Source organism: Synergistaceae bacterium, from assembly GCA_017540085.1.
GTDB lineage: Bacteria > Synergistota > Synergistia > Synergistales > Aminobacteriaceae > JAFUXM01.
Window position 1 is genome coordinate 1 of sequence record JAFYBQ010000025.1, and the last position, 25,586, is coordinate 25,586.

The following is a 25,586-nucleotide window of genomic DNA, read 5'->3' on the forward strand; positions in this document are numbered from 1 at the left end:
CTCTGCCTTACCACTTGGCTATACCGCCTTGCAACGGGAAATAATTTTAGTGATTTATCCCGCTTTCGTCAAGTTTATTTTTCACGTCCCTTTTTCCTTCTCGGAAGCCTGACTTTTTTCGCGGTTTCGGCGATTTTTTTCTTCACTGTTTCTACTACATTCCCGACGGCCTCAGGTGTTTTCACTTCAGCAAGTTTTCTCACGGACTCAGTACTCCCGATTAGAACCGCTATAGGGTGCATGACGGGTATATTCTCGCACACAATCTTGATGATTGAGATTATCGGCGTTGACAGAAGCGCGCCCGGTATGCCCCAGATCATTCCCCACAGCAATAATGACAGCAGAATCATGACGGGACTCACTCCGAGCTTGTCGCCCATGACTTTCGGCGTAATCACGTTGCCTATGAGGAGCTGAATTGCCGCCAATGACACGAGAACCATAAACGGACGGAAAAGCCCCGGCGAAAATTGTATTATGGCCATGACAACAGGCGGAATTGTCGCGATTATTGACCCGACTGTAGGAATGAAGTTTAGCAGGAATGTTAATACCCCCCAGCCCGCCGCAAGCCTCACGCCCAAGACCGTAAGCACAAGCCACGCGCATACACCAGTAGCAAAGCTGATCAGAGTCAGAGTCCCAAGATACTGGCTGACCTGCTCGGAAATCGTAGAAAGAATTTTGCGTACACGCTCGGAATTTCTGCCGAAAGCCTTGTTGATTTTGTCGTCAAGAAAAGGTGCCTCAATCATCATGAACATCAAGAATACCAGCGTCATGACAAATTTGCTTGACAGGGCGATGATGACGGATGAAATGTTGCTTGTGTTGCTGCGTAAAATCGCGAACCAGTCAAAATTTTTCACGGCCTCCGGGGGTACGCTCAATGTCTGCATGAGACTTACTGACCATTCTATGAGCTTGTCGGAGTATTCTGTGTAGACGTGCGCGAACTCGACAACCTGAGACGCTACGAACTTGAAGCCAAGAAGCCCGACTCCAGAGAGAATGGCGAACACGAGAATTACATTTGACCAGGCATTGAAGCGCAGAACGTTGCCGATTTTTATCACTGGCCTTAGCATTTGCAGAATGAACCAGGCAATAACCAGCGGGATAAATACATTGCTTGCGACATTGAGGACAAAGCACAGCGTTACAGCCGAAAGAAAACCGATGAGGGCGAGAAGCATTTTCATGTGAATGAATATTCATCTCCTGTTCTGTTTTATTGGGAATGGAAATATTATAGCGCATAAAAAAAGACTCCCCCCGGTTAAATTCGGGAGGAGTCCGGGAATTTTTCGTGAATGCTATTTAAGCTCGGAGAAGTACTTGATTGTGCGTACCATCTGGCATGTGTAGCTGTTCTCGTTGTCGTACCATGAAACAACCTGTACGAGCGTCATATCATCGCCTACGGGCTTGCACTTTGTCTGAGTCGCGTCAAAGATTGACCCTGCTGTGCTGTCGATGATGTCGGAAGATACAATCTCTTCTGTGTTGTACTCGAATGACTCTGTCTCTTCCTTCTTCATCTGCTCGTTGACCTGCTCTTTTGTCCACGTGCCTTTGACGACAGCGTCAAGGATTGTTGTTGAGCCTGTCGGAGTCGGGACTCTCTGCGCTGCGCCGTCAAGTTTCCCGGCCAGCTCAGGAATTACGAGTCCGATAGCTTTTGCCGCGCCTGTTGAGTTAGGCACTATGTTGCAGGCCGCCGCCCTTGCGCGTCTCAAATCGCCTTTGCGGTGAGGGCCGTCAAGAATCATCTGATCCCCTGTGTAGGCGTGTACTGTCGTCATGAATCCTGACACTATCGGGGCAAGGTCATTGAGGGCTTTGGCCATAGGCGCGAGGCAGTTTGTTGTGCAGCTTGCCGCGGAGATGATTGTGTCTGTAGGCTTCAGTGTCTTGTGATTGACATTGTAGACGATTGTCGGAAGGTCATTGCCTGCGGGGGCGGAGATTACGACTTTGCGCGCACCTGCTTTGATGTGTGCTTCAGCCTTTGCTTTTGACGCATAGAACCCGGAGCACTCAAGAACTACATCAACCTTCAGATCTCCCCAGGGAAGCTCCTCGGCTTTGGGCATGGCGTAAATTGTGATTGTCTTTCCGTCTACAGTGATTGTGCCTTTGTCATCGTCAAAATCTACTTTGTGCGGGTAACGTCCGTGTGTTGTGTCGAACTTGAGAAGGTGAGCGAGCATTTTAGGTTTCACAAGGTCATTGATTGCGACGACTTCATAGCCTTCTGCGTCAAACATCTGGCGGAAAGCAAGCCTGCCGATTCTGCCGAAGCCGTTGATAGCAACTCTTACAGCCATAATTAATTTTTCCTCCTGTTATGTGAATGCGACTATTATACAACAATTCAGGCGCAAAAAAAGACCCGGCATTGTCCGCCGGATCTCTTTGGGTTGGAGTTATATTTACTGGGAAAATTTCTGCCGTTAGCCCTGAAGGAGGCTCATCACTGACTGCGGGAGCTGGTTTGCCTGAGCAAGCATACTTGTACCGCTCTGGTTGAGGATCTGCAGCTTCACGAACTCCATCATTGTCTGGGCCATGTCCGCGTCTCTTATTCTGGACTCCGCCGCTGTCAGGTTGGACATTGTTGTTGTCAGGTTCTCGCTTGTGTAGTCGAGCGCGTTCTGGTACGCTCCGATTTTGGCGCGCTGTGATGACACTTTGCTGATTGCCGCGTCAATGAGGCCGATTGATTTCGAGGCCGACTCGCGTGTCGTAACGTTGATGTTCGTAACGCCGATTGAAGCCGCTGACATGTTGCCGATGTCTATTGCGATGTCTTCTCCCTCATTCGCGCCGATCTGGAAGACCGTTGAGCTGTCGACAATGTGAATTGTTGCCTCGTATGTCGTATCATCGGGTGAGAGAATGAAATTCTTTTCCGCGTCGCTCCACACCGCTTTGATGTTGGCTGTCGGGTCAAACTCGATGTCAACGTTCGGGTGAAGGACTCCAACAAGTTTGTTGTCTGACACTTTGATGTTCGTCGCGCCGGGGATGGCGATTCCCGTGTGAGCGTCATATATTGATGCCCTGAATGCCGTTGTTGTGCCTGCTTTTACTTCATTGAGCGCGAATGTGTTGATTAAATCCTCGTCATCGCTGCTAAATGTAAGCTCACCGCCCGCGCCGGGAAGCACTGACCTGAACATGAACGTGCCGGGAACTGTCTCAAGTCCCTGTGAGTCTTCGCTGCCTTTCTCGACAAACGTGCAGAACTTGCTTGCGCCGGAGCCGTCAACATATGCGCCCTGCCCTAACTCTGTGCCGATTGCGTAGTTGAATTTGGCCTGAAGCTCGCGGATTGTGTCAGTCCCGTAAAGCGTTACTGTCGCGCTTTTGCCGTCGCCCTGATTGATTGTGATTGTCTTGGGAGTCTCAAGCATGAACACGCCGGAGCTGTTCCAGAACGTATTGAGGTCGCGAAGTTTCGTATCAAGCGTGGCTGTCTTGCCGATGTAAGCCGCTGTGAATGAGGCCAGCGGGTCGTCGTCTTTAGCAGCGGGAGCTTTTGTCGAGAAATCTTCAGTTGTCGTTAGGATAATATCGCCTTCATAGACTGAACCGTTATCGCCGTTTACGTAGAAATTACGGAAATGTATCTCCTTGCTGTCAAGGTCTGCACCCGCAGTAAGTCCAAATGTTACAGCATTTCCGCTCGCGTAACTTCCGTCATCTGCACATGTTACAGTTGCAGGGTCAGTTCCCCATTTGTTCGGCCAGTTTTCATCCTGAACGCCTGAAATCGATACTCCTGTGCCGGCTGCTGTGTAGGTGTAGACAAACTTTGTGCCGACTTCGATGTTGTCCGCATTTGCAAGCGTGAGCGTACAGGCATCAGCAGCCCCCAGTCCGAGTTTGTCGCCGATATTTTTCGTGGTTGACGTTACTATAATCTCGTCCTCAAGGTAATTATCTACATTGCCGTCTTTGCCGAGCACGTTCGATGTTGCCCGGAGCGTTACGCTTCCATCCGCGCCTGTTCCTGTCTTTGACACAACCTCGAAAAGCACGCTTGCGTTGGCTGTCTGTGTCGTGCCGCCTCCGAATGTTACCGCGGCGATCGCATTCGCGGCAGTGCCTGAACCAGCGTTATAGAAGCCTGTAAGTTTCGCGCCCTCTGCCGCTGTTGTCTTCTTGACCGTGTAATCCCCCGCCGGAAGGTTGTCGACAGTAACATCCTTTATGCCCTTGTCCGAATCAACTACCTTGTCCGTGATTACATTGGGGTGCTTGATGGTCATCACTGAGGACTTCTGAACCTGCCCCGCTCCTGTCTGGCTGGGGTCAACATTCACCGTGATTTTGTAGTTGCCCTCAAAGGATTTCTTCTGCCCGAACTGGTCAATCTCCCTCAGCGAGCCGCGAACGTATACTTTCACGCTCTGATTGCTAGATGATGTGATTCCCGCTGATGAGCCGTCAAGAAGCCTCTTCTTGTTGAACTGTGTAGTCTTTGCGATTCTGTCTATCTGATCCTGTAACTGATCTATTTCCTGCTGTATATAGCTTCTGTCCTGTGATGTGAGTGTGTCGTTGCTGGCCTGAACCGCAAGCTCGCGCATTCTCTGGAGCATTGAGTTGGTCTCGCCTAACGCGCCTTCAGCAACCTGAAGCATTGATGTAGCGTCCTGAGTGTTACGGATTGCCACTTCAAGGCCGGAAATCTGAGCGCGCATTTTCTCGGAGATCGCGAACCCTGCCGCGTCATCTGCCGCTGAATTTATGCGGAGTCCTGTTGACAACTTCTGTATTGTCTTCTCCATCGCGTTATTCGTCGCATTGAGCGAGTTATACGCCGTGAGTGCCGGTATGTTGTGATATATCCTCATTGTGTGTAAGCCTCCTGCAAACGGTGAAATTTGTCTCCGTCTCTCAAATTTTGGGTTTTGTGCTGCATTCCCTTGCAGTGTATCGGCTTCCCTGCCCTCACGTGTTATATATCGGCCTGCGATTTTGAGACTTTAATTTTTGCGGGCGGGCATGATTTGACATTGGCGCGAAATTTGGTATTATACCTTTCGTTTTGCCAGACGGGTGGTTAGTTCAGAGGTAGAACGCTTCCTTGACACGGAAGAGGTCAGAAGTTCGATTCTTCTATCACCCATCACAGAAAAGGGACTCGCATTCGGTGCGGGTCTCTTGTTTTATGTCTGGCCATGTGAAAATTTCCCCGTTCCCTCTGCGCCCCCTCTCTGCCCTCGCCTTTCGCAGGGTTGACCCCTCCGCGACCCCTCCGTCCTTCGGACACCTCCCCTTTCGCAGAGTTGTCGACCCCTCCGCCTTGCAGGCACCTCCCCTTTCGCAGGGGAGGCAAGAGCCTCGGCGCGAGTCCCTCGTCCCCCCTGCCAAGGGGGGAGGGAGCGCAAGCGGAAGGGGGGTAGCCCTGCCAAGGGGGGATTTAGGGGGGTAGTTTTTGCGGTGGGATTTGATGGGGAATACGGGGGATAAAAGTATAGCCTATTCCTGAGTCGCGGTGTCGTCCCTGCGTGTGTCGCGGCGGTTTCTGTTTCTCCGTCTTGGGTAACGGCTCTGCGGGGCGGGATTCCTTGCTCCGGCTTTCTCGTTAAGCTCGCGCTGTACACGGACTCGCAGTGTAGCCGGGCCGGGCATTCTGACTTCTTCCGGCTCAAATTTCGGGATTACTACGACTTTTCTTGACGGGGATTCGCCGACTGACTCGGTCGTAACATCGCTGCGGTTCTTCAGCGTTGTGTGAATTACCCAGCGTTCCCAGCTTGCCATAGGGTCAAGCCTGACGGGTCTGCCGAATTTCACCGCCTGCCGTGCTGTAGCCTCCGCGAGACGCTCAAGACTCTTAGTCCTCCGTTCACGGTAGCCACATGAGTCGATCTTTATTCGCGGCTCTGTCTTAGGGTCTCTCAGCGCAAGATTCACGATGTACTCAAGCCCCTTCAGCGCGTCCCCGTAACGCCCGACAACGTAATCTGCGGCATCATCGCCCTGAATGTCGATCATATTCCGCTCAGTCTCAGACATGGCCGGGTGTGCGTCAAAATCCATAAGCCTCAGAATTTCGCCGACAAACTCAAGTCCCCTCGCCATAATATCCGGGCGGGCATTCGCTGTAACCTCAACGCGGATTTTCTTGCTCCCGAACAAACCCAGAAATCCGTCGCGCTCCGTGCTGAGTATTTCCGCGTGCAGATCCTCAACGGGTAATTTCCACTGCCGGGAAGCCTCGTTCAATGCCTCCTGAACGTCAGGGACTTCAAGCGTTATTTTTCTTTCCTGAATCATTTTGTCTTTGGTTTCTCCTTGTACAGCGTGGGCTTCTGACTCATTTCCTCGCTCGTTTTCTTTGAGACTCTGAGCTGGTGAATTATTCCCATCAGTGAGGACACTCCCCAGTAGAGCAGGACTCCCCCCGGAAGCCCGAAGCATATAAACGTCAGGAACAGCGGCATAAACCAGTTCATCATAGCCATCTGAGAATTTCCCGCGCTCGTCAAATGCTGCTGCAGCCACGTAAGATAGGCAATCAGTATCAGCAGTATGAAGTTGAATATCCATGTCCCAATGTGCGAGAAGAGGAGTCCCAGATTCGTGAATGACGAAAGAAATACCATGATGAAGCCGAGCTGCTCATCAGGAATCCTCACGCCGGACTCGTCAACAAGATTCAGCGCGTTGGCTACTGTCGTAAGGACACTCCCGCCAAGGTTCACGCCGAAAAATGTAACGTCCGTGAATGCCTCTGTCTTTGTCAGGTCATACAGTACCCCGTACAGTAATATGAATATCGGTAGCTGTATGATTAACGGAAGGCAGCCGCTTGCCGGGTTCACTTTGTTGTCCTTGTAGAGTGCCATTGTCTCTTGATTGAGTCGGTCTTTGTCGTCCGAGTATTTCTCCTGCAAGACCTTCAATTGAGGCTGCAATTTCTGCATTTTCTGCATACTGTTCATTTGCTTGACCGTAAGAGGGTGCATAAGGAGACGGACTAGCAGAGTCAGCGCGATGATTGCCAGACCCCATGCGAAATTTGTACCGATTCCGATTGATGTAATGCCGCTGTGGATTGTCTCAAGAAGTGCCAGCAGCAATGATTTTGCCTGTGCCCACATGTATTATTGTTTCACCTCTCGTAATTTTTTCGGCGGAAGGTCAACGCCCCCCGGATTCCAGAATCCGCACTTTAACAGCCTCTTCACCGTCAGCAAAGTCCCGCGCAAGAATCCCCATTCCTCGTAAACGCTTATGGCATAGTTTGAGCATGTCGGGTAAAAGCGGCAGTTATTGCCTAAGTACGGTGATATTGCAGACTGGTATATGCGGATTAAGATTATAGCGATGTACTTCATTTGATGAGCTTCCTGCGTAACATTAGGGTTTCGAGTTCGCGCTGAATGTCTGTTGATTTTGATGTGAGTCCTTTGTCCTGTAACAGTAATACTATCTTCATGCCTGAGATTATACGCCCGGAAATTTCGCGGAAGGCCGCCCGCAATATTCTGCGCCCCCTCGTGCGTATGTGTGCTTTGCCCTGACGTTTTCCGACAGCACAGCCGAATTTTATTCCCCCGTCATCGCCCCGCAAATACAATATCCGCACCAGCCCTCCGTTTATCCTTGCGCCAGTGCGGAATATCTCATCAAACTCACGGCCTTTCCTGAGCCTTGAGACTCTAAGCACGTGTCAGAAATTTGCGTCCCTTGCGCCTTCTGTTACGGAGAATTTTGCGCCCTGAAGGTGTTTCGCTGCGGGCGAGAAATCCTATCTTGCGTTTTCTGGGTAACTTGTGAGGCTGAAATGTTCCCTTCTTCATGAACTGGCTACTCCTTTGTGAAATGAAATGATTGCCGAATTATAGCACAGTGAATTTTTAGTGTACAATGACGGCGCAAGGGGGTATTCACACGTTGAAACAGTTTATCATTGTTACGGGCATGAGCGGAGCAGGAAAGACTATGACTCTGAAGGTGCTTGAGGATTTTGGCTTCACGACAATCGACAATCTTCCGCCGAAATTACTGCCTCAGCTTTTCGCGCTTCTTGAGAAGTCAGATGCCCGCGGAGTCGTTGTTACTGTTGACGTTCGTAATGTAAACGGCGATTTCGTGAAGGTCATTGATGATGTCTCAAAAGCCTGGGGCGGAACGGTGAAAGTATTATTTCTCACAGCATCGGACGAGGAATTATTGAGGCGTTACGAGCGTACAAGGAGAGTCCACCCGCTGAACAAAGGACTGTCAATGCGTGAGAGCATACGGGCAGAACGTGAAATGCTTGCGCCGGTTCTCGACAGGGCGGACATTGTTATAGACACGTCAATGATGGATCTTCACCAGCACCGTGAAAGGCTCGTGCGTGAATTTTTCGGCAATGACGGCGGAGTCTCAATCATAATTTCATCATTCGGCTACAAGTACGGAGTCCCGCAGGACGCAAGCTATGTATTTGATGTTCGCTGCCTCCCTAACCCTTACTATGTCGAAAACTTGAAGGACTTGACCGGGAAAGATGACGCAGTGAAAGATTACCTTCTGAAATTCCCGGAGACCTCAGAATTTCTTGACCTCGTGAAAAAATTTCTTGATTTCGCCGTTCCTCAGTTCCTCAGCAATGTACGCGGACAGCTTCATGTCGCAATCGGCTGTACGGGGGGCCGTCATCGTTCTGTGGCTGTGGCTGAATGGCTCGGAGATTACTGCGCCTCCCTGTATGAGGGAGTCTGCGTAGTCCACAGGGACAAAGGACACGGGCGGCAATGACGACATTCATACTCGGAGTGATTACGGCGGTCGTGATTCTGTTCATGTTCGGGCGGCTGAAGCTCTCATCAGGAAGGCCGGCTATTGAGCGCGCAATTAACCGCAGACTGTCGGAAGGGCCGTATATCCTCGCCATAGGGGGCGGCACCGGGCTGTCAACATTACTGCGGGGGATAAAGTCATTCACGCGGAATATTACGGCGGTTGTAGCGGTTACTGACGAGGGCGGCTCATCCGGGCGAATCCGAAATGAATGGGGAATGCTCCCGCCGGGCGATGTGCGGAACTGTATCGCGGCACTTGCGGAGAATGACTCGGAGCTGAAGCGCATACTTGATTTCAGGTTCGACAGGGGAGAATTGGCCGGACATAGTTTAGGGAATTTGCTGCTTCTTGCTGTTACGGAAATGAGCGGGGACTTCAGCAAGGCAGTTGAAATAATGAATCACCTGCTGTCTATACGCGGGCGCGTCCTCCCTGTAACAACCGAGGGCATAACGTTAATGGGCAAAACTTCAGGCGGCCTCACTGTGAAAGGCGAGCTTAGTATCTCGGAGCATGGCCGGAATCTGTCGGAAATATGGCTAGAGCCTCACGACGCAAAGCCATTGCCGGACGTTTTGAGCGCGGTTGATGACGCTGATGTGATTCTGCTTGGGCCTGGGAGTCTTTTCACGAGCGTAATACCGAACATTCTCATGAAGGATTTTGCCGGAAAGCTGAAAGATTCGCCCGTCCCGAAAATATATATCTGCAATCTCATGACACAGCCGGAAGAAACACAGGGCTTCAACATTGTGCGCCATCTCGAATGGGTGAGCGCGGCACTGGGCAAAACGCCGGACTACATCATCACAAACTCGGCGGCAATCCCGGATGATATTGTTGACCGTTACGCGGAGGAAGGAGCGACTCCCCTGTATCTTGATGACAGACAGCGGAAAGCGATTCAGGGTATGGGCTGTGAATGTGTCGAGGCTGATATTATGTCAGTGTATGACAGCGCAAAAGAGAAGCGAGTTCTCCGGCATGACTCCAGAAAACTCGCCTCAGTGATATTCCGTCTTGCGCGTGAGATTTACGGGGATTAATTCTGTGGCCTCTTCCCGACTGTCTGAATCAGCGTAATATTTTGTGACGGTGAAAGTTTCATGAGCTTTGCGAGATTCTCAGCGTCAAATGACATCCTCACAACGCAGTTCCATCCCATAGCCGCGCAGTAGAGATAAACATTCTGCACTATTTCCCCTGAATGAGCAAAACCGCATCTCCTCACGACCTCTTCAGGGGCTTTCATGTCCTTCCACAATGAAACGTCATGAACATACGCGAGATTCACGGCAGCTTTTGAGACAAAATCCTGCTGTCCTGTTTCGGCTCTGTGGTCTCCTTCCGCGACAAGCTCAAGTGTATTTTCTTTCGGGTCATATTTGCAGACTCCCTCCCGCGTGAAGGCGTAAATCGTAATGTCCTGCTTGCCCATTGCGACAGGGTAAACTAATTTTCCGTCCGGGCGGTTGACTCCTCCTGCCGCCCACAGGAGATTTGACAGCTCCTGAAGCGTGAAATCACTGTCAGCAAAATTCCTGTCTGTCCTCCTGAATGTCAATGCCTCCGTCAATGTCATATCACATGCTTTGTCGGGGGCAGGAAGACTCACCGTCTCAGAAAACGCGCTCCCGGCCATGACCGCAATAACAAAAAACGCCGCAAAAATTTTCCTCATGATTATTCCTCCTAATTTGCTTGGAGCTGGATAATTTGTGCCTCGATATTCTGAAGCTGTAATCTCAATTGCGCTTTCACGTTCTCGTCCTGCTCGCGGTTCAGCTGCTGCTGAATCTCGTTCTTCTGACGCTGTAATGTTTCGAGTTCGTCATCATCACTGCTTGAGCTTGAAGCCTGTGCGATTCCTCCGGCTGAAGCGGGCTGTGATTTCGGGGCGGCCTGTGCGTTTTCTGCTGACTGACTCGCGTTCGTGCTGTCAGATTTTCCGGCGGGCTGAACGTAATCGACTTTCAGATTCCCGGACTCGTCATGCGATACGCTGTAGACTCCTTCTGCCCTCGCTAAAACTCCGGCGGGGTTGTCCTTGTCGTATGTGTCAGTCTCTGCGGCTTTCTGCTCTGCCTGAATCTGAGTCGCTTTCTGTGCTTCCTGCGCCTGACTCAATGTCTGCGCCTCGCGTTTTGCGCGTATGCCGTACTGCCCTGATGACTGAATATTTCCCTGTATGCTTTCCGCGCTCATTGCTATTACTTCCTTTCGTGGAATGCAGTCTTATAATACTACTAAATACCCGTTTAACATAAGGAGTTTTTATGAATGCGAAAAGTTTTCACGGCTCTGATTTTCTCACTGCTTGTTACAGTCTCACATGCCGCTGAAGTTCCGAGGGCAAATCTCGATGAGGCAGAAAGATTTTTCCACAACGCTTATATTCACTTCATGAGACGCGACTACAGGGACGCGCAAGTGTATTTAGACCAGGCAATACGCGAGAATACATACATGGTTGATTACTATCTTCTTGCCGCCCTAAACCTTAACCGAATGGGCTACACGGACGAATCAATGACGGCTCTTAGCGGCTATCTTGAAGTCCGCCCGCTTGATGTCTCCGCGCCGAGAATATACAGGAATTTTGACGAGCAGGACAGGGTTTTGCGCTCCGTTCTCGGCACTGCTCCGATTCCAGTCTCATGGAGATATTCAGAGTCAAACGTCCAATCCGAATGGAGTACGGGCTACACTCGTCCTTTCAGCATACGGGGACTCGGAAAAGTTCGCTCACTGGGAACAACGATATGCATCCCCGATCAGTTCGGCAACAAGATATATATCCGTCAGGCCGGGCGGAATCTCTTGGGCGGAATCGGGGCAATCAGGGAAATCGGAGTCCCTGCTCCTGTTACGGCGATTCCTATGGGCGATGGAACATTCAGAATCTTCAACGCTGACGGCGACATGTACACGCTGAACGCCTCGCGCCTGAGTGAGCAGAGAATTTCAGCCGACTATTTCGCGACCCTTCCTTCTGTCGTTGTGAGCGACGCGGAAATGATTGCGGAGAATCTTTTCGCCGTCTCAGACCCTGCCGAGAGAAATATAGCCTTCTACAGCACCGCAAGAGGGGATATACGGGTCAGGTATTGGCGGCCTCCGTTAATGGACGGTGATTTTCTCTTTGAGCCTGTCGCGGTTGAGGGCTATGCGGACTGGCTTGCGGTTGCCGACAGAATGAATGACCGCGTATATCTGCTGAACGCCGTTAGCCATGAATATTTTTACATCCGAAACATACGGAAGCCCCGCGATCTTATATGGTCAGGCACGGGAGAATTGTTTGTGCTTACGGACGACGGGAATATTTACGACTACATTATTGATTTCGGGACTCGCACTTACGCCAGCAGGAGCGCGGGAGCATGGCGGGAAGGTATCCGAAACGCATGGACATTCTTCAAGAGTGCTGAAGGTGATATTTCCTGGCTTGACATGAGCGTGTCGAGAATCTACAAGGCCATAATGATGCCCGCCCGCGATGAGGTTCCCGGCTTCCTCAGCATATACAACCCGTCAATAGCTTCTGACACTGAGAACCGCGAGAGCTTCATTATTGACGCGGCTTTGATGTCGCCTTTCATGCACTACGCCAACAACGCCCGAATCATAGCCCAGTCCGTATGGAATGACAGAAACATGCGCTGTAATGTCATCTGGCAAAGACCGAAAAATTTTGACGCAGTACTCTTTCACATGCCTGTGCCGCGTGGGACTCTTTTCCCGCTAAATGTGAGGCCGTCTCAAGTTACATCAGGCCGGGACATTCAGAGCGTTCTGTCGTCTGTGTGGCTTCTTCACCGGGAGACGCTGACAAATGTTATTGTTGACGCTTCTATTCCGTTCACGGAGGAAGATATGTTAATGCTGCTGAAGTTCTGCATACTGAATGGGCTTGAGATTGATATTTACGCACGCGATATTCCGTCATTGGGACTCATGCGTGCAAGCTCATTCACAGGCGGGAAAACTCTTTACGCTCTCGGCGACACTCTCGACATTCCCGTTCAGCGGACGCACATGCAGATACAAATACCCCTCCCGGAAGAGCTTTCATCATCGGGCTATCCGGGAAGGTCAATGCTTGCTGTTTATCTTGACGCGGGACTCATACAGTCGCGGGCGTGGATTCCTTTGTACCCGGACATGTTCACGCAGTAAATCAGCGGGCGTAATCGGGGCGGTAAATTGTTCCGTCAATCTCGTAATCCGGCGGGACTGGCACGGGCTTAACCGAGCGGCTGACATTCGGCGGAAAATATCCGTATATCGTCCCGATTAGTGATTTGTCCTGACTCAGGAGACGGACTTTTGACGGGCTGAACACGAAAGTTATTCCCCCCTGCGTGATTTCTTTCGGGGACTCAGGGCCGGCCATGTCGTTTGAGGTGCTGAGGATGTCGAGCTTCTCCCGCCCGTAACGCCCTAATGACGCTAAATATTTGTAGTCGAAATCTTCCGGCTGAATCTCCCCGGACTTTAGCCGCGAAATTTGATCCTCAGCCGACAGCCTAAGAGGGTCAAGAACAGGCGAGTTCATGAGAATCACAAGGAGTGCCACGAACAATATACACGCGATATTAACCCGGCCGATTGAGACAGGCCAGTTTCGTGCGATTACCGTCCCGGCGTAAGCGACTCCCCATATACCAGCCGTAACAGCAAGAAATAACGCCTGCACACGGTCAGACGTAAGGCCGTACTGCGAAATTCTCAGGCTGATTGAGTACAGGCAAAGGACAGAATACACCGGGAGGCAAAGCAGCGAGACCTGCGCGAGGATGTCAATACTCCGAGTCCTGAACGCAGATTTTGACCCGTCAAGCCACGCCGCATTAGCGAGAATTATTGTACCCGCCTGAAGCAATAGCATTAGCGTTGAAGCCTGGCCGGTGTTCCAAAGGGCATTGAGTCCCGTTGACCCGCCCCATAGAAGGCACACGAGGAACGCCAGCGACAACAGCGAGAAGAACGGCAGAAGCCACGCCAGAACAGCCAGCAGCCAGCGGCCAAGTGAGTCTATTCCCGGGTGCTTTATGGCTACGGAGATTGAGACGGCAATTATTATCGTTGTCAGAGGAACAGCGCAGACAGGATTGAACAGCAGAAGCGGCACGAAATGAAGTCCCACAATGTCAAAAAGAAGCCCCGCCGTAATCAGCAAGCCCCAGAAGACCGCAATCACTATTGAAGCCTGAAAGAGCAGGAACAAATTTCTGCACATCTGGAAAAACATCTCGCTGTAGGGAAATTTCCAGCTCCACGAGGCTATACGGCACTGGAAGAACGGCACAATCATGAACACCGCAAGCGATATGCGTATAAGGTCAGCCTTCTGCGACGGCACTACGCCCGCTAAAAATCCCCCGTAAGACCATAAACGGTAAGCCCAGAGCGCAAGAAGCACCGCCGCAAGCCCCGCAAGAAGATTCCAGAGCCGCCGCCCCCAGTGCTCCTGAGACAGCCAGAACACCAGCGGAACAAGAAATATCGCGGGCAATGGCATGAACGCCAAGAATTTCGAAGGAATTATCCTGAGACGCAGCAATGCAGGATGCCCGGACGTTATTACGGCGTAGATTCCCAGCAATAACCCCTGAAATAGTGCCGTAAGTGCCACGCATATATAGCGGTTTCTGTCTGTTCTGTTCATGTCTCAGCCTGCTATTTCGTGTAGGTGTACTTCAGGCCGTTTTCGATTGGCTTGGGAAGATTTCGCGATGACAGCACCGCGCTTCCGTCTTTCAGCTCGACTTTGTGAAGTGTAAGCGGCATAGGAAAGTCGCTGAGGTCAACAAGAGGCTGAATTTTTCCGAGTGCCTGTTTTGTTACGTAGTCGGGGAGATTCATTTTGTTGATTTTTACCTGCGGATCTTTGAGCCAAAGCTCTTTGCCTTTGACTACACGCAGGTTGCTCATTATCTCTATGAGAATATCGAGGAAACCGAACTTGTAGTAGCCTCTCCCGGACAGCCCCGCAGGCTTTATCTTCAGCGAAAGATCATGCCATTCGTCATTGTCGCCGTCCTCGCCGAAAGTTTTTGCCGCAATTGCCCGGTTTATGTCGGTCTCGAAAATTTCTGCTACAGCGTTTACTGAAATCGCGCTTTTGCATTCGACATTTCCGGCCTTCCAGTTTGACGGCTCATTGAACTGTACGCCCTTCATCCTGACTGTAACACTGTCGATCCTGAGTCCCTCGACTACAAGCCCGGTCAAAGTCATGTATATGTCGCTGAATTGCCCTGTCTCATCGGGAAGAGCGTCAACGGTGATTTCTCCTCGCTCGACTCCGAACTGCCCGGCATAGTAGGCGAGAAGGTCATCAACAGGGTCAGCAAATGAAGCCCCCGCAAAGACGAACACAATAGCAAGTGCCATGCAAAATTTACGCATGGAAAAAAATTCTCCTTTCTGCATTTTGCATTGAAGTTATATTATATTGCAAAGGAGAAATTAACGTTATGCCGAATGATTTAACCGAAAGAATACGGAGCCTCCTCCGAATCGAGGACATAATAGGCCGCACAGTCAGTCTCAGAAAAACTCAAAGGGGCTGGAGCGGATTATGTCCCTTCCACGATGATAAATCGCCGTCCTTCCATGTGTACAGCGAGTCGCAGAGCTATTACTGTTTCGCGTGCCATGAGAGCGGCGACATTTTCACGTTCGTCATGAAGACTCAGAATCTCACCTTCCCGGAGGCAGTATCGCTTCTTGCTGAGGAGGCCGGCATTGACGCGGGGCAGTACAGGAAACAGGGAGGCGGCAGGGACAGAAGTATATATGACGTTCTGAAGATGGCGCAGGAATTTTTCACGGAAAATTTCAGGAGGCTTACAGCGGGCAGGGTATATCTTGAAGGCCGGGGAATATCGCCGGAAATTGCTGCTTCTTTCGGGATAGGCTATGCGCCGGAATCATGGAGCGATCTTCTTGACGTACTTTCGCGGCGCGGCGTTGACAGAAAAATGATGATTGATTCGGGGCTTGTCATTGAGGGGAAAAACGGAATGCATGACCGTTTCCGGGGGCGTTTGATGTTTCCTGTGAAGGACATTTCCGGGAGGATTATAGCGTTCGGGGGGAGGCTTGTTGCTCCTGACGGCACAGCGAAATACATAAACTCGCCCGAAAGCGACATTTACCGAAAGCGCAGAAATCTCTACATGCTGAACACCGCCGGGAATTATATCCGGGAGAAGGGTTACAGCATATTGTGCGAGGGATATATGGACGTTATACGGCTGCACATGGCCGGATTCCGTGAGAGTGTTGCGTCATTGGGTACGTCATTGACGGCGGAGCAGGCCGGACTCCTGAAGCGTTTTGCTGACAGGTGCTATATCTGCTATGACGGGGACAGTGCCGGGCAGAAAGCCTCAATCAGGGGAATGTACATCCTTGCGGAAAACGGTCTTGACGTGCGTGTGATTCGACTGCCTGAAGGACAAGACCCGGACGACTTCCTCCGGGCTAACCCCCCGGAGAGTTTCGAGAAGGCTATAGCCTCCGCCCTGCCGTTAATCCCGTATCACATTGAGATGTTGCGGCCATTGCTTGAAGACGGACTCCGGCGGAAAGGTGCGCTCCGTGATTTGTGGGATGGCGTGAGAAAAGCAGGTGCTGACGAGTCATTGAGGTACCTTGCGAGTCTGTGCGGGATATTCTCGCTTCCTCCTGACGAAATGAGGCGGCGTATTCTTGACGGCCGGAAAAATCCTGCGCGTGAAATTCCTGCCCCTGTCCCGGAACCTGAAACTGTCAGCAACGGATTAGAGTGCGGATTCTGCGCCATGCTCATGCATAACAGTGAGTGCAGGATGTCGCCTTACGCGGGAAAAATCGCCGGGCTTCTCACGGATGAGGACGCTAAATCTGTCGCAGGGAGCATAATTTCTGACGGGCCGGAAGGACTTCTTGACATGTGGCGGGCAATGGGCGAGACGGGCAAGACGGGAATAATATCGCGGGGAGAAATATTTTTGTCGCAGTTTGCCGGGCTTGATGAGGCGGGGAAATGGGAGCGCATATGCTCAGACATTCAGAGGCAGGGAATAATGCGCCGTATCCGTGAAATTGAGGGGAAAATGTCAGCGAATACGGCAGATTTTGACGAGATGAGAGAACTCAGCGGACTTCACGAAAAGTTACGGGAATCAAAGACTGCGTAATGACTTCCCGGAGATTTTCCGTTGCCGTGATTCCTTCCTGCGTTATGAAGATTACGCCGGGAGGATTGGCCATATTCCGCAGGATTCCCAGTGCCTTTTCGACTCCTGTAATCATGAATGCCGTTGCGAGACCGTCAGCGAGTGAGCCGTTCTCAGAAATCACCGTAACCGACAATAAATCGCTGTTCACGCTCTGCCCTGTGAGGGGGTCAAAGAAGTGTGAATACTTTTTCCCGTCAATCGTCTTGTACCGCTCATAGTTCCCGGACGTAATCACCGCGCTGTCTTCAACGTCAACGACAAGAGCAGGAGTCCCGGCGGGCTTGAGGGGATTTCTGATTCCCACGCGCCATTTTGACCCGTCCGGCTTAGTCCCGACTGTGTGAACGTTCCCGCCGAGGTCTATTATTGCTGATGATATGCCTTTATCCCGGAGCATATCCGCAATTTTTGCTGACGCGAATCCCTTTGCCATTCCGCCCAAATCGATGACACAGCCTTTTTCACGCAGAAATATTTTGTCCCCTGACACTGAAATGTTGCCAATGTCAGCCAGTTTCACAGCACTGTCTAAACTTTCCGGGGAAGGAATTTTATTGAGTCCGTCCTCCCTGTTGATTTTCCACAGCCTCGTTACCGGGCCGATTAGCGGGTTGAAGACTCCCCCGGTGATTTCGTACAGCCTGATTGCCTCGTTGACTGCCTCGACAGTTTCAGGGCTTGGCGAAACGGGAACGAGTCCGGCGTTTTTGTTGACGAGTGAAATATCTGACGAGGGATCATACATTGAGAGTCTGCGGTCAGTCTCATTCAGGAGCGTAAATGCGTCATCGAGCGCAGTGTTGTCATGGCCGTAAACCGTCATGCGTATGATTGTGTTCATGGCTTGGGAATGTCGGGTATACTCTTGCGGTTCACGAAAAACGCGCAGGCAGAGCGACAGCAGTCCCGCAAGAATCAGAACGAGGGCGGCAATAAATTTTCTCTTCATGGAAAACTCTCCTTTCATGGGATATTATTACACGCAAAGGGAGGAATTATCCATGAAATTTTACGCGGGAATTGACATAGGCGGGACAAACATCAAGACGGGAATTGTTGACGAACTCGGCGAAATCATCAGCGAGGACAGTGTTCCGACAGGCGCGGACAGACCGCAGGAAGTCGTTTTGCAGGACATAATATCATCGGTGAAGGAGTCAATCGCAAAAGCCCAAGTTACGCCCATAGCTGTGGGAATGGGATCACCCGGTCTGATTGACAGCAAACGCGGAGTCGTCGTCTACAATAACAATTTGGGATGGAATGAGTTTGCGATAGCTCCGGCCATGAGTGAGGCACTCAAAATCCCAGCGACACTGGAGAATGACGCGGACGCGGCCGCATTGGGTGAAGTCGTAGCGGGGTGTGCGAAAGGTGCGAACAGTGCGATGATTATCACGCTCGGAACCGGTGTAGGCTCCGGGTATGTTGTTGACGGGAAAATAGTCCGGGGTGCTGAGTTCGGCCACATGGTAATACATCACGGCGGGCGGAAATGTACCTGCGGGCGTTCCGGGTGCTTTGAGGCGTATTGTTCCGCAACGGGGCTAATCAACATGACGCGGGAAGCAATTGCCGACAATCCCGGCGGAATAATGGCGAAAATTGCGGACGCTGAAGGCACAGTGAGCGGGCATACGGTATTTGACGCGGCGCAGGAAGGCGACGAAAACGCGGTGAACGTCATCGACACTTACACGGAGTATTTAGCGTGCGGGCTTGCGAATCTCATCAACGGCCTTCAGCCTGAAGTAATCGGAATCGGAGGGGGAATCGGGAAACAGGGTGAAAGATTGCTTGCCCCCCTGCGGGCGAAAGTACAGCGTGAAATCTACAAGGGACTCGCCCTGCCCCGTATAGTGTCATGCACACTGGGCTACAAGGCAGGGTTAATCGGCGCGGCAATGGCGGCTCGTTCGGGGGATTAGCGTATCAATACAACGCTGACATCATTAACGTTTGTTCCTGTCGGGCCTGTCATGAGGAGAGCGTCAGCCTGTTTGAGTGCGTTATAGGCATCATTGTTCCTGAGTACAACGGGAATGCTGATGCCTTTTTCCCGGAGTATGCCTGCTGTTTTCCCGTCGACGATTCCCCCGGCTGCGTCTGTAGGGCCGTCCGTGCCGTCAGAACCGAGCGAGGCTACAACGACTCCCTCAAGCCCCGAAATTCCTTCAGCCGCAGAAAGCGCAAGCTCCTGATTCCGTCCGCCCATGCCCCTGCCTGTGAGGTGTACGACTGTTTCACCGCCCGCAATAATCGCGCATGGAGATTTTGCCGGGTTTCCTGATGTTAATACTTCCCTTGCGATTCCGGCCATGAATGAGCCAGCCTCGCGAGCCTCGCACGTTAGAGTCGTTGTGAGAATGACGGGTGAATATCCTTTTTTCGCGGACAACTCAGCCACAGCCCTGCATAATTCCGTAACGCTCCCTGTAATCGTTGCTGTAACGTTATCGAGCTTCTTGGGAGTCTCATGGGAAAGCCTTTCGAGGAGTTCGGGCTTGAGCTTGAGATTGTATTTCTTGACGATTGCGAGAGCCTCAGCGCATGTTGACATGTCCGGGGCGGCGGGGCCTGAGGCGATGCTGTCGAGCCTGTCGCCGAGAACGTCAGACAATACGACCATGAAGACATGAGCCGGAGCGCAGAGTTCCGCGAACCTTCCGCCCTTCACTGATGAGAGGTGCTTGCGGATTGTGTTAATCTCTACGATGTCAGCACCGCATGAAAGGAGCTGGCTTGTTACGTTCTGCATGTCCTCAAGCGTAACGCCCTCAGCAGGAAATTCAAACAGTGCAGAGCCTCCCCCGCTCACGAGGAAAAGAACGGTATCCTCAGCCTTGAGTCCTTTGACGTGTTCGAGGAGTGCTTTTGTGCCGCTGATAGTGTTCATGTCGGGTACTGGGTGTCCTGCCTCGAAAATCTCAAGCCCGGCAATGTCTCCCATTGAGTGATCGTATTTCGTTACGACTGCGCCCGAAATGCCTGAGCCGAGAATGTCGCTTGCGGCTTTGGCCATTCGCCAGGCGGCTTTACCGATTGACGCGACTATGAGGCGGCCTTTTCCCCTGCGTGATGTGAAAGCGGGGTTATTGAGGGCTTCTTTCACGGCGTTTTCGGGCAGCACTGCTTTTATTGCTCCGTCAAGAATTTCACGCATGTCCTGTTTGAGCATGTGAATGTCTCCTTTTTGCATATATTTACGGGATTGACGTATTTTATCATGCTGATTAAAATTCAGTGAAAAATACAGTCACATGGAGAAATTTATGGCAATTGCAAAATCAAACGCGGGTGAGAAATCCAAAATTGTACTTTTCCTCGCTGCTTATTCAATATTTTTAATTTCAAGATTTCTTATGGATCTTGATGAATACGATTCAGCATTTTTTGCAGTTGCGTTCGGGTCTTTTGCTACTGTATTGCTGTGGGCAGTCTGCATATTAATAGACATGACTTCAGGAAGGCGCAAAGTTTTTATGAGCGGGACAGAAAAGTTTTTCTTTGCCGGAATTTCTTTATGGCTATTATGGGCTTTCCTGGCAAATTTTTCAGGTATGTCCGTTGTATATCTTTCGCTGAATTTCTCTTCCCTCAGAGAGTTTATTGTTGTAGGAGTGTTTACGCATACGCTTTTCCTTTCTGTGAAGATAATAAAATTGTATGATTTGAAGTCCCAAGTCATAGCCGTAACTGTTTTCTTTCTGGGTATGTATTTGCTGTACGCATTTATATATTACAACAGGGGCTTTGACTTTGTAGACTCACTGGCAAGCATATTCCAGAAAAGCGGCAGATTCAGAAGCAGATACGGCTTCAGGCAGTCAAATACAGGGGGAAGATTATGCTTGTTCTTCTTTATTTTTACAGCAATATACAGGGCAATTCTCAGAGAAAAAAAATTATCGAATAAAATACGTTCAGCGTCTGCCTGGAAAAAGTTTGCTTTCTTGTTCCCTCCTGTGATGATAATATTGCTAACAACAGCCTCGCGTACCTCTCTTTCCTCGTTGCTTCTATTTTGGCTTGTATATTCGGCACTGAGTATCTACCAAAAGGGGAAACGCTATGCCAAACCCATGCTGGTAGCAATAATGCTGTGGCTTGCTTTTATGCTCTCTGTCGCTATAGACTGGGAAGCTCTATGGAATTATTTTTGGGAAAGCAGGGGGGTAAATTACATCGGCCTCTTTCCTTGGCTCTCTGCAAAAGGAGTCTGGGCTGCCGGCGTAGGTATGTTAAGCAGGTCAGCCATAAACAGCATTACACAAATGCCCTTAATGGACAGCTTTTACTTGTCTGTTCTGCTGAAAACCGGCCTTATAGGGTTTATAATATTTTTTACTTCCGCGCTTGGTGTTACATTCGTATATTTCAGCAACATTAAGGACATGACCGAGACACAAAAACTTACCGGGGCAATTATTGTCCTCATGTATTATTATGCTATTCTTGAAGGAGGCATATTTTACGGCCACAACGCGCTTGACCTCGTAGACTGGATATTAATTTTGCTGTGCGTGAGTGAAAAAAGCCAGACCGCCATGAACAAATTCAGAGTGAGAAAATCTGCGCTGTACAATTCCCGGAGTTACTCCGCCGAATTTTAACACGGCCGGGCTAATACCGCGCAAAAATAATCCTCCCGCCTGTTAATGATAATGGGATACCCTAAATTGTATCACGACAAATTCACCCTGCATGATAGAATCACGACAATAAAATCATAAAAGGACATAAAAGGAGCGGTTGACAAATGAAATTAACGGCTCATAATGGCTTCAGGGCTTCAGGGCTTCAGGGCTTCAGGGCTTCAGGGCTTCAGGGCTTCAGGGCTTCAGGGCTTCAGGGCGATGGGCGGGATATTGTCGCTGATTCGCTGAGGGGATTTACGATTATCCTTGTTGTGTACGCTCATGTAGTGTACTGGTTCGGTTCTTCAAGAATAATTCTACCGCGTTCGACTGTAGCAGGCGAATTTATAGCCATTTTCCACATGCCGCTGATGTTCATGATTTCAGGATATGTTCAGGGCATGAAAGATTACAGGGCATCAAGCTGGCTTCACTGGCTCAAAAAATCAGCGATTGATATATACTTTCCCTGCATGATTTTCTCGCTCACACAATGGGCGGTAATGTACTTCATTTTTTCCCGCCACAACCCCGCGAATTTCGGCGCGCTCCAAAGCACAGACCTATACATGATCCCCGTGAGGGGCTTCAAGGAGTACTGGTTTCTTGCGTCATTATTCTTCATCAAAGTGATTCATTCCGCGTTTGAATGCTCGCGATGTCCCGGAAAACTTCACGCGCTATTCTGGGCTACGGTGTTCATATTCCCGGTGCTGTCAGGAATTTCACTGCCCGCCGGGATTCATTACGGATTATATTTTCATTGCGGGTACATTCTCAGGAAGCGTAATTATATTTCGCGGGACAAAAATCCAGGTGTCATTGCCGGGCTGATTCTGTTTATCGCAGGGGCCACGCTCTATTTTGCGCCTTGGGCTTATGGAGCGGCAAATATTTTCACGAGGACGGGCGCGGCGGTATGCTCATGTCTGGGACTGTTCACTCTGTTTTACGCATTGGAGGTGAAATTTTCCGGGCTGGTAATTTACGGGCTTTACAGCATGGTGATTTACTGCCTGCACAATTGGATTGTCGCGTGTTTCAGGATGATATTCACGGTTTCGGGGATGTCGTCAAATTCTGACCCTATTATGATGTTTGTGATTACGTTCGCCGCGGCGATGGTGATTCCGTTCTGCGTAATTTGGCTGTACAGGAACGTGAAGCTCCTGCGGTGGACTGAGTATATATTCTATCCGGGAAGATTAATATTCCGCAAGAAAAATCCCCCCGCCGAATAACAGACGAGGGGAAAAATATTATCCCTGAACGTCGAGTCCCGGACTCTGTTCGTCATATTCCGGGACATTCCCTGCCTCATAATTCGCGGCTTCCTCATCGGCTTTCCTGCGCGACTCGGCTTCCTGATCTGCGGCGAGCTTCCCTATCATCGAGTCATAAAGCATTTTCCACAGCCCCGCACCGCCTGAACTCGTAACAAGGTCATCCGTAGCCATTTCGAGCGTCAATTCTTCCATCTGCTGATACGGCCTGCCCTTGTCGTTTCCGCTGATTTCACGCGCTGACTTCTGCATGTCCTTCCACAGCTTTGACCACAATATAGCCTCAAACTGCTGGCACGACTCTTTGAGCTTCAACGCTTCCTGAGTCTTGTGGATTTCCGGGTCAATGTCAGTCCGAATAATTTTTGATGTCGGTATGCTGTTTATCACCTGTCATTCTCCTTTCAGCGCGAGATTGTAGCACTCTAATGTCTCGCGGGCGGCTTTGTCCCAGTCAAAAAATTTCAGCCTCTCACGCCCTGAGTGTCTCAGCTCTTCCCGGATATTCTCATCCTCAATCACCGCAAGAATCTTCCCGGCCATGTCATCAATGTCGAGCGGGTCAAAGTACACCGCCGAGTCCTCGGCCACCTCAGGCAGAGAGCCGGCCTCCGCGCAAATTACCGGGCATTCAGCCGCAAACGCCTCAAGCACGGGAATCCCGAACCCCTCATATTCTGACGGAAACACAAAGCATACCGCCCCCGCGTAAGCCTGCGACAAATCCACGTCAGTCAGTTCCGCCTGATGAAACCTCCCGGAAAATTCCCCGAATGACGAAATTTCTTCCTCCGTGAAAGCTCCCCCGCCCGCGCACAATACATCAATGTCCCAGTTTTTTGACATTATTCCCTTCATGGCCGAGGTGAAACGGGAAAAATTTTTGTACATTGAGCGTTTCCCGACAAACAGAACGTAATCATACGGCATTACTTTGTGTGATTTGCTGACGGGAGCGGATGACGCACCGTGATATATCACCGAGATTTTTGCGGGGCTTATTCCGGGAAAGTATTTCAGGATGTCGCGCTTTGTGTTTTCTGAGACCGCTATTATCCTGTCGGCCTGCGGGATTATTCTGCGCTTTGCTGAAATGACTCGCGGGTTGACAGGGTATTTCCCCGAAAATATTTCGTGCGTCATGTCATGCACTGTAACAACAAATTTCCCGTGAGGCGGCTTTGAGGCGTAATAGTATGTCGGGTGAAAGATGTCATAATTCCCGCGAATGAGGTCGAGTCCGCGCTTCATTTTTCCGAGAACGTGAAAGACTCCCTGCTGAAGCCTCGTCATTTCGTGAAGCCCGAACTTTTTCGCAAAGTAGTAATTCATGTTATGGACGCAGGATATTTCAGCGTCAGCACCAAGAGCAGGCAGCCTCGACGAAATTTCGTATATATAGCGAGATATACCGCCGAATTTCTGCGCGATCATGATTTGATAGTCATAATATACCCGCATGATTTATCCCCTCACATTACGACTAATTCACCGTGAAGCGCACCTGCTTTGCTGATGGCCTGCAATATCTCTATGATGTCCCGCGGCCTCGCTCCGAGTGAGTTTAGGACTCTTACCATGTCCCTAACCGTAGTTGTCGCCGGCATTGCTATCATGCTTCCGCCCTCCTCGTCAGCAGTGATGTCCGTCCTGAAATTGTAGGCCGTAGTTCCCGCGCTCAGGCTCTCAGGCTGGACTACCTGCGCTGTTTCTCCGACATTGACGACTAAATTCCCGTGTGCGACTCCGACTGATGATATACGGACATTCCCGCCCATTACGATTGTGCCGTTACGCTCATTCACGGCAACTTTTGCGGTTGTGTCAGGCTCAATCTCAATCCCTCCAACGCTGGCGAGAAATGCATTCGGGGCTTGGACGTACTGCCCCGGCAAATTCACTTCAACACGTCCCGCGTCTGTCGCATATGCAACGACTCCGTAAGCCCGGTTAATCGCGTCCGCAATCCTCTGCGATGTCGTGTGATCCGGCTGCCTCAGCAATAACGCAACCTGACCGCCCATCGTGTAATCAGCGGGGACTTCACGCTCAACGATTGCGCCGCCCGGGATTCTTCCGGCTGTGGGAACGTTCTGCGTACGAGTCGCGCCCGCCCCTTGCGCCGAGCTTCCCCCGACAATCACAGGCCCCTGCGCTACTGCGTAGACTTTACCATCAGCCGCCCTCAACGGAGACTGAACGAGGACTCCCCCCTGAAGGTTCGAGGCGTTGCCCATTGTGTTGACGTTTACGTCTATTGTCTGTCCCGGCCTGACATAGGGAGGAAGGTTAGCGGTTAATGCCACGACAGCAAGATTACGGGTTCTGACTGACCGAGCGTCAAGAGTTACGCCGAAATTCCGCATCATGTTCCTCATCATTTGGACGGCCATCGGGGAATTGTCGCCCGTTCCGTTAAGCCCCGTAACAAGACCGACTCCCGTAAGCTGATTGCCTCTCGCGCCTTCTACTTCTGTGATGTCCTTGATTCTGACAGTGGGATTCACTCGGTTAAAATCCATGTCCTGAAGGTTTACCGCCCCGAATGAAATTCCCGCAGAAAGAATCACGATAACCGCCGCAAAAATATATTTCCTCATGGCCGAGTCCCCTCC

Annotated in this window: 24 protein-coding genes and 1 tRNA gene; 8 read left to right on the plus strand and 17 right to left on the minus strand. The window is 50.8% G+C overall.

All coding sequences use genetic code 11. The annotated features are described in order from the left end of the window. Positions 1–74: 74 nt before the first annotated feature. From IKQ95_04725 to IKQ95_04735, 3 genes are all read right to left on the minus strand, one after another. A complete protein-coding gene (locus tag IKQ95_04725; protein ID MBR4195998.1) occupies positions 75–1,205 on the minus strand; it encodes an AI-2E family transporter in 1,131 nt (376 codons plus the stop codon). A 114-nt stretch (positions 1,206–1,319) separates the two neighbouring features. Further along, on the minus strand, positions 1,320–2,333 hold the full coding sequence (gene gap / locus IKQ95_04730) for a type I glyceraldehyde-3-phosphate dehydrogenase (GenBank protein ID MBR4195999.1): 1,014 nt from the start codon (positions 2,331–2,333) through the stop codon (positions 1,320–1,322). A gap of 126 nt (positions 2,334–2,459) precedes the next feature. Then, complete coding sequence (locus IKQ95_04735) at positions 2,460–4,868, minus strand: flagellin (GenBank protein MBR4196000.1); 2,409 nt, start codon at positions 4,866–4,868, stop codon at positions 2,460–2,462. A 203-nt stretch (positions 4,869–5,071) separates the two neighbouring features. Here IKQ95_04735 and IKQ95_04740 point away from each other — a divergent pair. Next, positions 5,072–5,143 (plus strand) — tRNA-Val (locus IKQ95_04740). A gap of 353 nt (positions 5,144–5,496) precedes the next feature. Here the strand turns inward: IKQ95_04740 and IKQ95_04745 are convergent. The 5 genes from IKQ95_04745 to rpmH are packed head-to-tail and all read right to left on the minus strand — an operon-like array spanning position 5,497 to position 7,826. After that, on the minus strand, positions 5,497–6,297 hold the full coding sequence (locus IKQ95_04745; protein ID MBR4196001.1) for a Jag N-terminal domain-containing protein: 801 nt from the start codon (positions 6,295–6,297) through the stop codon (positions 5,497–5,499). After that, a complete protein-coding gene (locus IKQ95_04750) occupies positions 6,294–7,124 on the minus strand; it encodes a YidC/Oxa1 family membrane protein insertase (GenBank protein ID MBR4196002.1) in 831 nt (276 codons plus the stop codon). Before IKQ95_04750 ends, IKQ95_04745 begins: the two co-directional genes overlap by 4 nt. 3 nt (positions 7,125–7,127) lie before the next feature. Next, on the minus strand, positions 7,128–7,361 hold the full coding sequence (yidD, locus tag IKQ95_04755) for a membrane protein insertion efficiency factor YidD (GenBank protein MBR4196003.1): 234 nt from the start codon (positions 7,359–7,361) through the stop codon (positions 7,128–7,130). Further along, positions 7,358–7,693, minus strand: a complete 336-nt coding sequence (rnpA, locus tag IKQ95_04760; protein ID MBR4196004.1) for a ribonuclease P protein component — start codon at positions 7,691–7,693, stop codon at positions 7,358–7,360. Before rnpA ends, yidD begins: the two co-directional genes overlap by 4 nt. Beyond that, complete coding sequence (gene rpmH / locus IKQ95_04765; protein ID MBR4196005.1) at positions 7,686–7,826, minus strand: 50S ribosomal protein L34; 141 nt, start codon at positions 7,824–7,826, stop codon at positions 7,686–7,688. Before rpmH ends, rnpA begins: the two co-directional genes overlap by 8 nt. Positions 7,827–7,920: 94 nt before the next feature. Here rpmH and rapZ point away from each other — a divergent pair, with 94 nt between their 5' ends. Next, a complete protein-coding gene (gene rapZ, locus IKQ95_04770; GenBank protein ID MBR4196006.1) occupies positions 7,921–8,772 on the plus strand; it encodes an RNase adapter RapZ in 852 nt (283 codons plus the stop codon). After that, the gene (gene yvcK, locus IKQ95_04775) at positions 8,769–9,863 is read left to right on the plus strand and encodes a uridine diphosphate-N-acetylglucosamine-binding protein YvcK (GenBank protein MBR4196007.1); all 1,095 of its coding nucleotides are present in this window, start codon (positions 8,769–8,771) and stop codon (positions 9,861–9,863) included. Before rapZ ends, yvcK begins: the two co-directional genes overlap by 4 nt. Here the strand turns inward: yvcK and IKQ95_04780 are convergent. Both IKQ95_04780 and IKQ95_04785 read right to left on the minus strand, forming a co-directional pair. Then, positions 9,860–10,498 carry a SagB/ThcOx family dehydrogenase gene (locus tag IKQ95_04780; GenBank protein MBR4196008.1) on the minus strand — a complete coding sequence of 213 codons (639 nt, stop codon included), beginning with the start codon at positions 10,496–10,498 and terminating at the stop codon, positions 9,860–9,862. The genes yvcK and IKQ95_04780 overlap by 4 nt on opposite strands. Positions 10,499–10,509: 11 nt before the next feature. Further along, positions 10,510–11,022 (minus strand): hypothetical protein, encoded by a 513-nt coding sequence (locus tag IKQ95_04785; GenBank protein MBR4196009.1) that lies wholly within the window; start codon positions 11,020–11,022, stop codon positions 10,510–10,512. 75 nt (positions 11,023–11,097) lie between these two features. Here IKQ95_04785 and IKQ95_04790 point away from each other — a divergent pair, with 75 nt between their 5' ends. Beyond that, entirely contained in the window at positions 11,098–12,996 is a 1,899-nt protein-coding gene (locus tag IKQ95_04790; protein MBR4196010.1) for a hypothetical protein, read from the plus strand. Position 12,997: 1 nt separating this feature from the next. Here IKQ95_04790 and IKQ95_04795 read toward each other — a convergent pair whose 3' ends face one another. Then, positions 12,998–14,488: a DUF4153 domain-containing protein gene (locus IKQ95_04795; GenBank protein MBR4196011.1), complete on the minus strand. Its 1,491-nt coding sequence runs from the start codon at positions 14,486–14,488 to the stop codon at positions 12,998–13,000. A gap of 11 nt (positions 14,489–14,499) precedes the next feature. Beyond that, positions 14,500–15,231 (minus strand): DUF2993 domain-containing protein, encoded by a 732-nt coding sequence (locus IKQ95_04800; GenBank protein ID MBR4196012.1) that lies wholly within the window; start codon positions 15,229–15,231, stop codon positions 14,500–14,502. Positions 15,232–15,299: 68 nt separating this feature from the next. Between IKQ95_04800 and IKQ95_04805 the strand changes: the two genes are divergently transcribed. Then, positions 15,300–17,009 (plus strand): DNA primase, encoded by a 1,710-nt coding sequence (locus IKQ95_04805; protein MBR4196013.1) that lies wholly within the window; start codon positions 15,300–15,302, stop codon positions 17,007–17,009. On the opposite strand, the gene IKQ95_04810 is transcribed toward IKQ95_04805, so the two are convergent. Continuing rightward, a complete protein-coding gene (locus IKQ95_04810; GenBank protein MBR4196014.1) occupies positions 16,966–18,000 on the minus strand; it encodes an FAD:protein FMN transferase in 1,035 nt (344 codons plus the stop codon). The genes IKQ95_04805 and IKQ95_04810 overlap by 44 nt on opposite strands. 52 nt (positions 18,001–18,052) lie before the next feature. On the opposite strand from IKQ95_04810, the gene IKQ95_04815 reads away from it, so the two are divergent. After that, a complete protein-coding gene (locus tag IKQ95_04815) occupies positions 18,053–18,979 on the plus strand; it encodes an ROK family protein (GenBank protein ID MBR4196015.1) in 927 nt (308 codons plus the stop codon). On the opposite strand, the gene IKQ95_04820 is transcribed toward IKQ95_04815, so the two are convergent. Continuing rightward, positions 18,976–20,235, minus strand: a complete 1,260-nt coding sequence (locus tag IKQ95_04820; protein MBR4196016.1) for a glycerate kinase — start codon at positions 20,233–20,235, stop codon at positions 18,976–18,978. The two genes, IKQ95_04815 and IKQ95_04820, sit on opposite strands and share 4 nt — an antisense overlap. A gap of 76 nt (positions 20,236–20,311) precedes the next feature. Here IKQ95_04820 and IKQ95_04825 point away from each other — a divergent pair, with 76 nt between their 5' ends. Together IKQ95_04825 and IKQ95_04830 are read left to right on the plus strand one after the other, a co-directional pair. Continuing rightward, positions 20,312–21,664 carry a hypothetical protein gene (locus IKQ95_04825; protein ID MBR4196017.1) on the plus strand — a complete coding sequence of 451 codons (1,353 nt, stop codon included), beginning with the start codon at positions 20,312–20,314 and terminating at the stop codon, positions 21,662–21,664. A 146-nt stretch (positions 21,665–21,810) separates the two neighbouring features. Beyond that, complete coding sequence (locus IKQ95_04830) at positions 21,811–22,929, plus strand: acyltransferase (protein ID MBR4196018.1); 1,119 nt, start codon at positions 21,811–21,813, stop codon at positions 22,927–22,929. Positions 22,930–22,947: 18 nt separating this feature from the next. Here the strand turns inward: IKQ95_04830 and IKQ95_04835 are convergent, their stop codons facing one another. The 3 genes from IKQ95_04835 to IKQ95_04845 are packed head-to-tail and all read right to left on the minus strand — an operon-like array spanning position 22,948 to position 25,571. After that, positions 22,948–23,361: a hypothetical protein gene (locus tag IKQ95_04835; GenBank protein MBR4196019.1), complete on the minus strand. Its 414-nt coding sequence runs from the start codon at positions 23,359–23,361 to the stop codon at positions 22,948–22,950. A gap of 3 nt (positions 23,362–23,364) precedes the next feature. Continuing rightward, on the minus strand, positions 23,365–24,432 hold the full coding sequence (locus IKQ95_04840; GenBank protein MBR4196020.1) for a glycosyltransferase family 4 protein: 1,068 nt from the start codon (positions 24,430–24,432) through the stop codon (positions 23,365–23,367). A gap of 11 nt (positions 24,433–24,443) precedes the next feature. Further along, complete coding sequence (locus IKQ95_04845; GenBank protein MBR4196021.1) at positions 24,444–25,571, minus strand: flagellar basal body P-ring protein FlgI; 1,128 nt, start codon at positions 25,569–25,571, stop codon at positions 24,444–24,446. Between the last annotated feature and the right edge of the window lie 15 nt (positions 25,572–25,586).

What these genes read in the sequence shown, in the direction of transcription:
- IKQ95_04725 (MBR4195998.1), bottom strand. Translation starts at nt 1,205, where the DNA reads ATGAAAATGCTTCTCGCCCTCATCGGTTTTCTTTCGGCTGTAACGCTG.
- gap (MBR4195999.1), bottom strand. Translation starts at nt 2,333, where the DNA reads ATGGCTGTAAGAGTTGCTATCAACGGCTTCGGCAGAATCGGCAGGCTT.
- IKQ95_04735 (MBR4196000.1), bottom strand. Translation starts at nt 4,868, where the DNA reads ATGAGGATATATCACAACATACCGGCACTCACGGCGTATAACTCGCTC.
- IKQ95_04745 (MBR4196001.1), bottom strand. Translation starts at nt 6,297, where the DNA reads ATGATTCAGGAAAGAAAAATAACGCTTGAAGTCCCTGACGTTCAGGAG.
- IKQ95_04750 (MBR4196002.1), bottom strand. Translation starts at nt 7,124, where the DNA reads ATGTGGGCACAGGCAAAATCATTGCTGCTGGCACTTCTTGAGACAATC.
- yidD (MBR4196003.1), bottom strand. Translation starts at nt 7,361, where the DNA reads ATGAAGTACATCGCTATAATCTTAATCCGCATATACCAGTCTGCAATA.
- rpmH (MBR4196005.1), bottom strand. Translation starts at nt 7,826, where the DNA reads ATGAAGAAGGGAACATTTCAGCCTCACAAGTTACCCAGAAAACGCAAG.
- yvcK (MBR4196007.1), top strand. Translation starts at nt 8,769, where the DNA reads ATGACGACATTCATACTCGGAGTGATTACGGCGGTCGTGATTCTGTTC.
- IKQ95_04780 (MBR4196008.1), bottom strand. Translation starts at nt 10,498, where the DNA reads ATGAGGAAAATTTTTGCGGCGTTTTTTGTTATTGCGGTCATGGCCGGG.
- IKQ95_04785 (MBR4196009.1), bottom strand. Translation starts at nt 11,022, where the DNA reads ATGAGCGCGGAAAGCATACAGGGAAATATTCAGTCATCAGGGCAGTAC.
- IKQ95_04790 (MBR4196010.1), top strand. Translation starts at nt 11,098, where the DNA reads ATGCGAAAAGTTTTCACGGCTCTGATTTTCTCACTGCTTGTTACAGTC.
- IKQ95_04795 (MBR4196011.1), bottom strand. Translation starts at nt 14,488, where the DNA reads ATGAACAGAACAGACAGAAACCGCTATATATGCGTGGCACTTACGGCA.
- IKQ95_04800 (MBR4196012.1), bottom strand. Translation starts at nt 15,231, where the DNA reads ATGCGTAAATTTTGCATGGCACTTGCTATTGTGTTCGTCTTTGCGGGG.
- IKQ95_04805 (MBR4196013.1), top strand. Translation starts at nt 15,300, where the DNA reads ATGCCGAATGATTTAACCGAAAGAATACGGAGCCTCCTCCGAATCGAG.
- IKQ95_04810 (MBR4196014.1), bottom strand. Translation starts at nt 18,000, where the DNA reads ATGAAGAGAAAATTTATTGCCGCCCTCGTTCTGATTCTTGCGGGACTG.
- IKQ95_04815 (MBR4196015.1), top strand. Translation starts at nt 18,053, where the DNA reads ATGAAATTTTACGCGGGAATTGACATAGGCGGGACAAACATCAAGACG.
- IKQ95_04825 (MBR4196017.1), top strand. Translation starts at nt 20,312, where the DNA reads ATGGAGAAATTTATGGCAATTGCAAAATCAAACGCGGGTGAGAAATCC.
- IKQ95_04830 (MBR4196018.1), top strand. Translation starts at nt 21,811, where the DNA reads ATGAAATTAACGGCTCATAATGGCTTCAGGGCTTCAGGGCTTCAGGGC.
- IKQ95_04840 (MBR4196020.1), bottom strand. Translation starts at nt 24,432, where the DNA reads ATGCGGGTATATTATGACTATCAAATCATGATCGCGCAGAAATTCGGC.
- IKQ95_04845 (MBR4196021.1), bottom strand. Translation starts at nt 25,571, where the DNA reads ATGAGGAAATATATTTTTGCGGCGGTTATCGTGATTCTTTCTGCGGGA.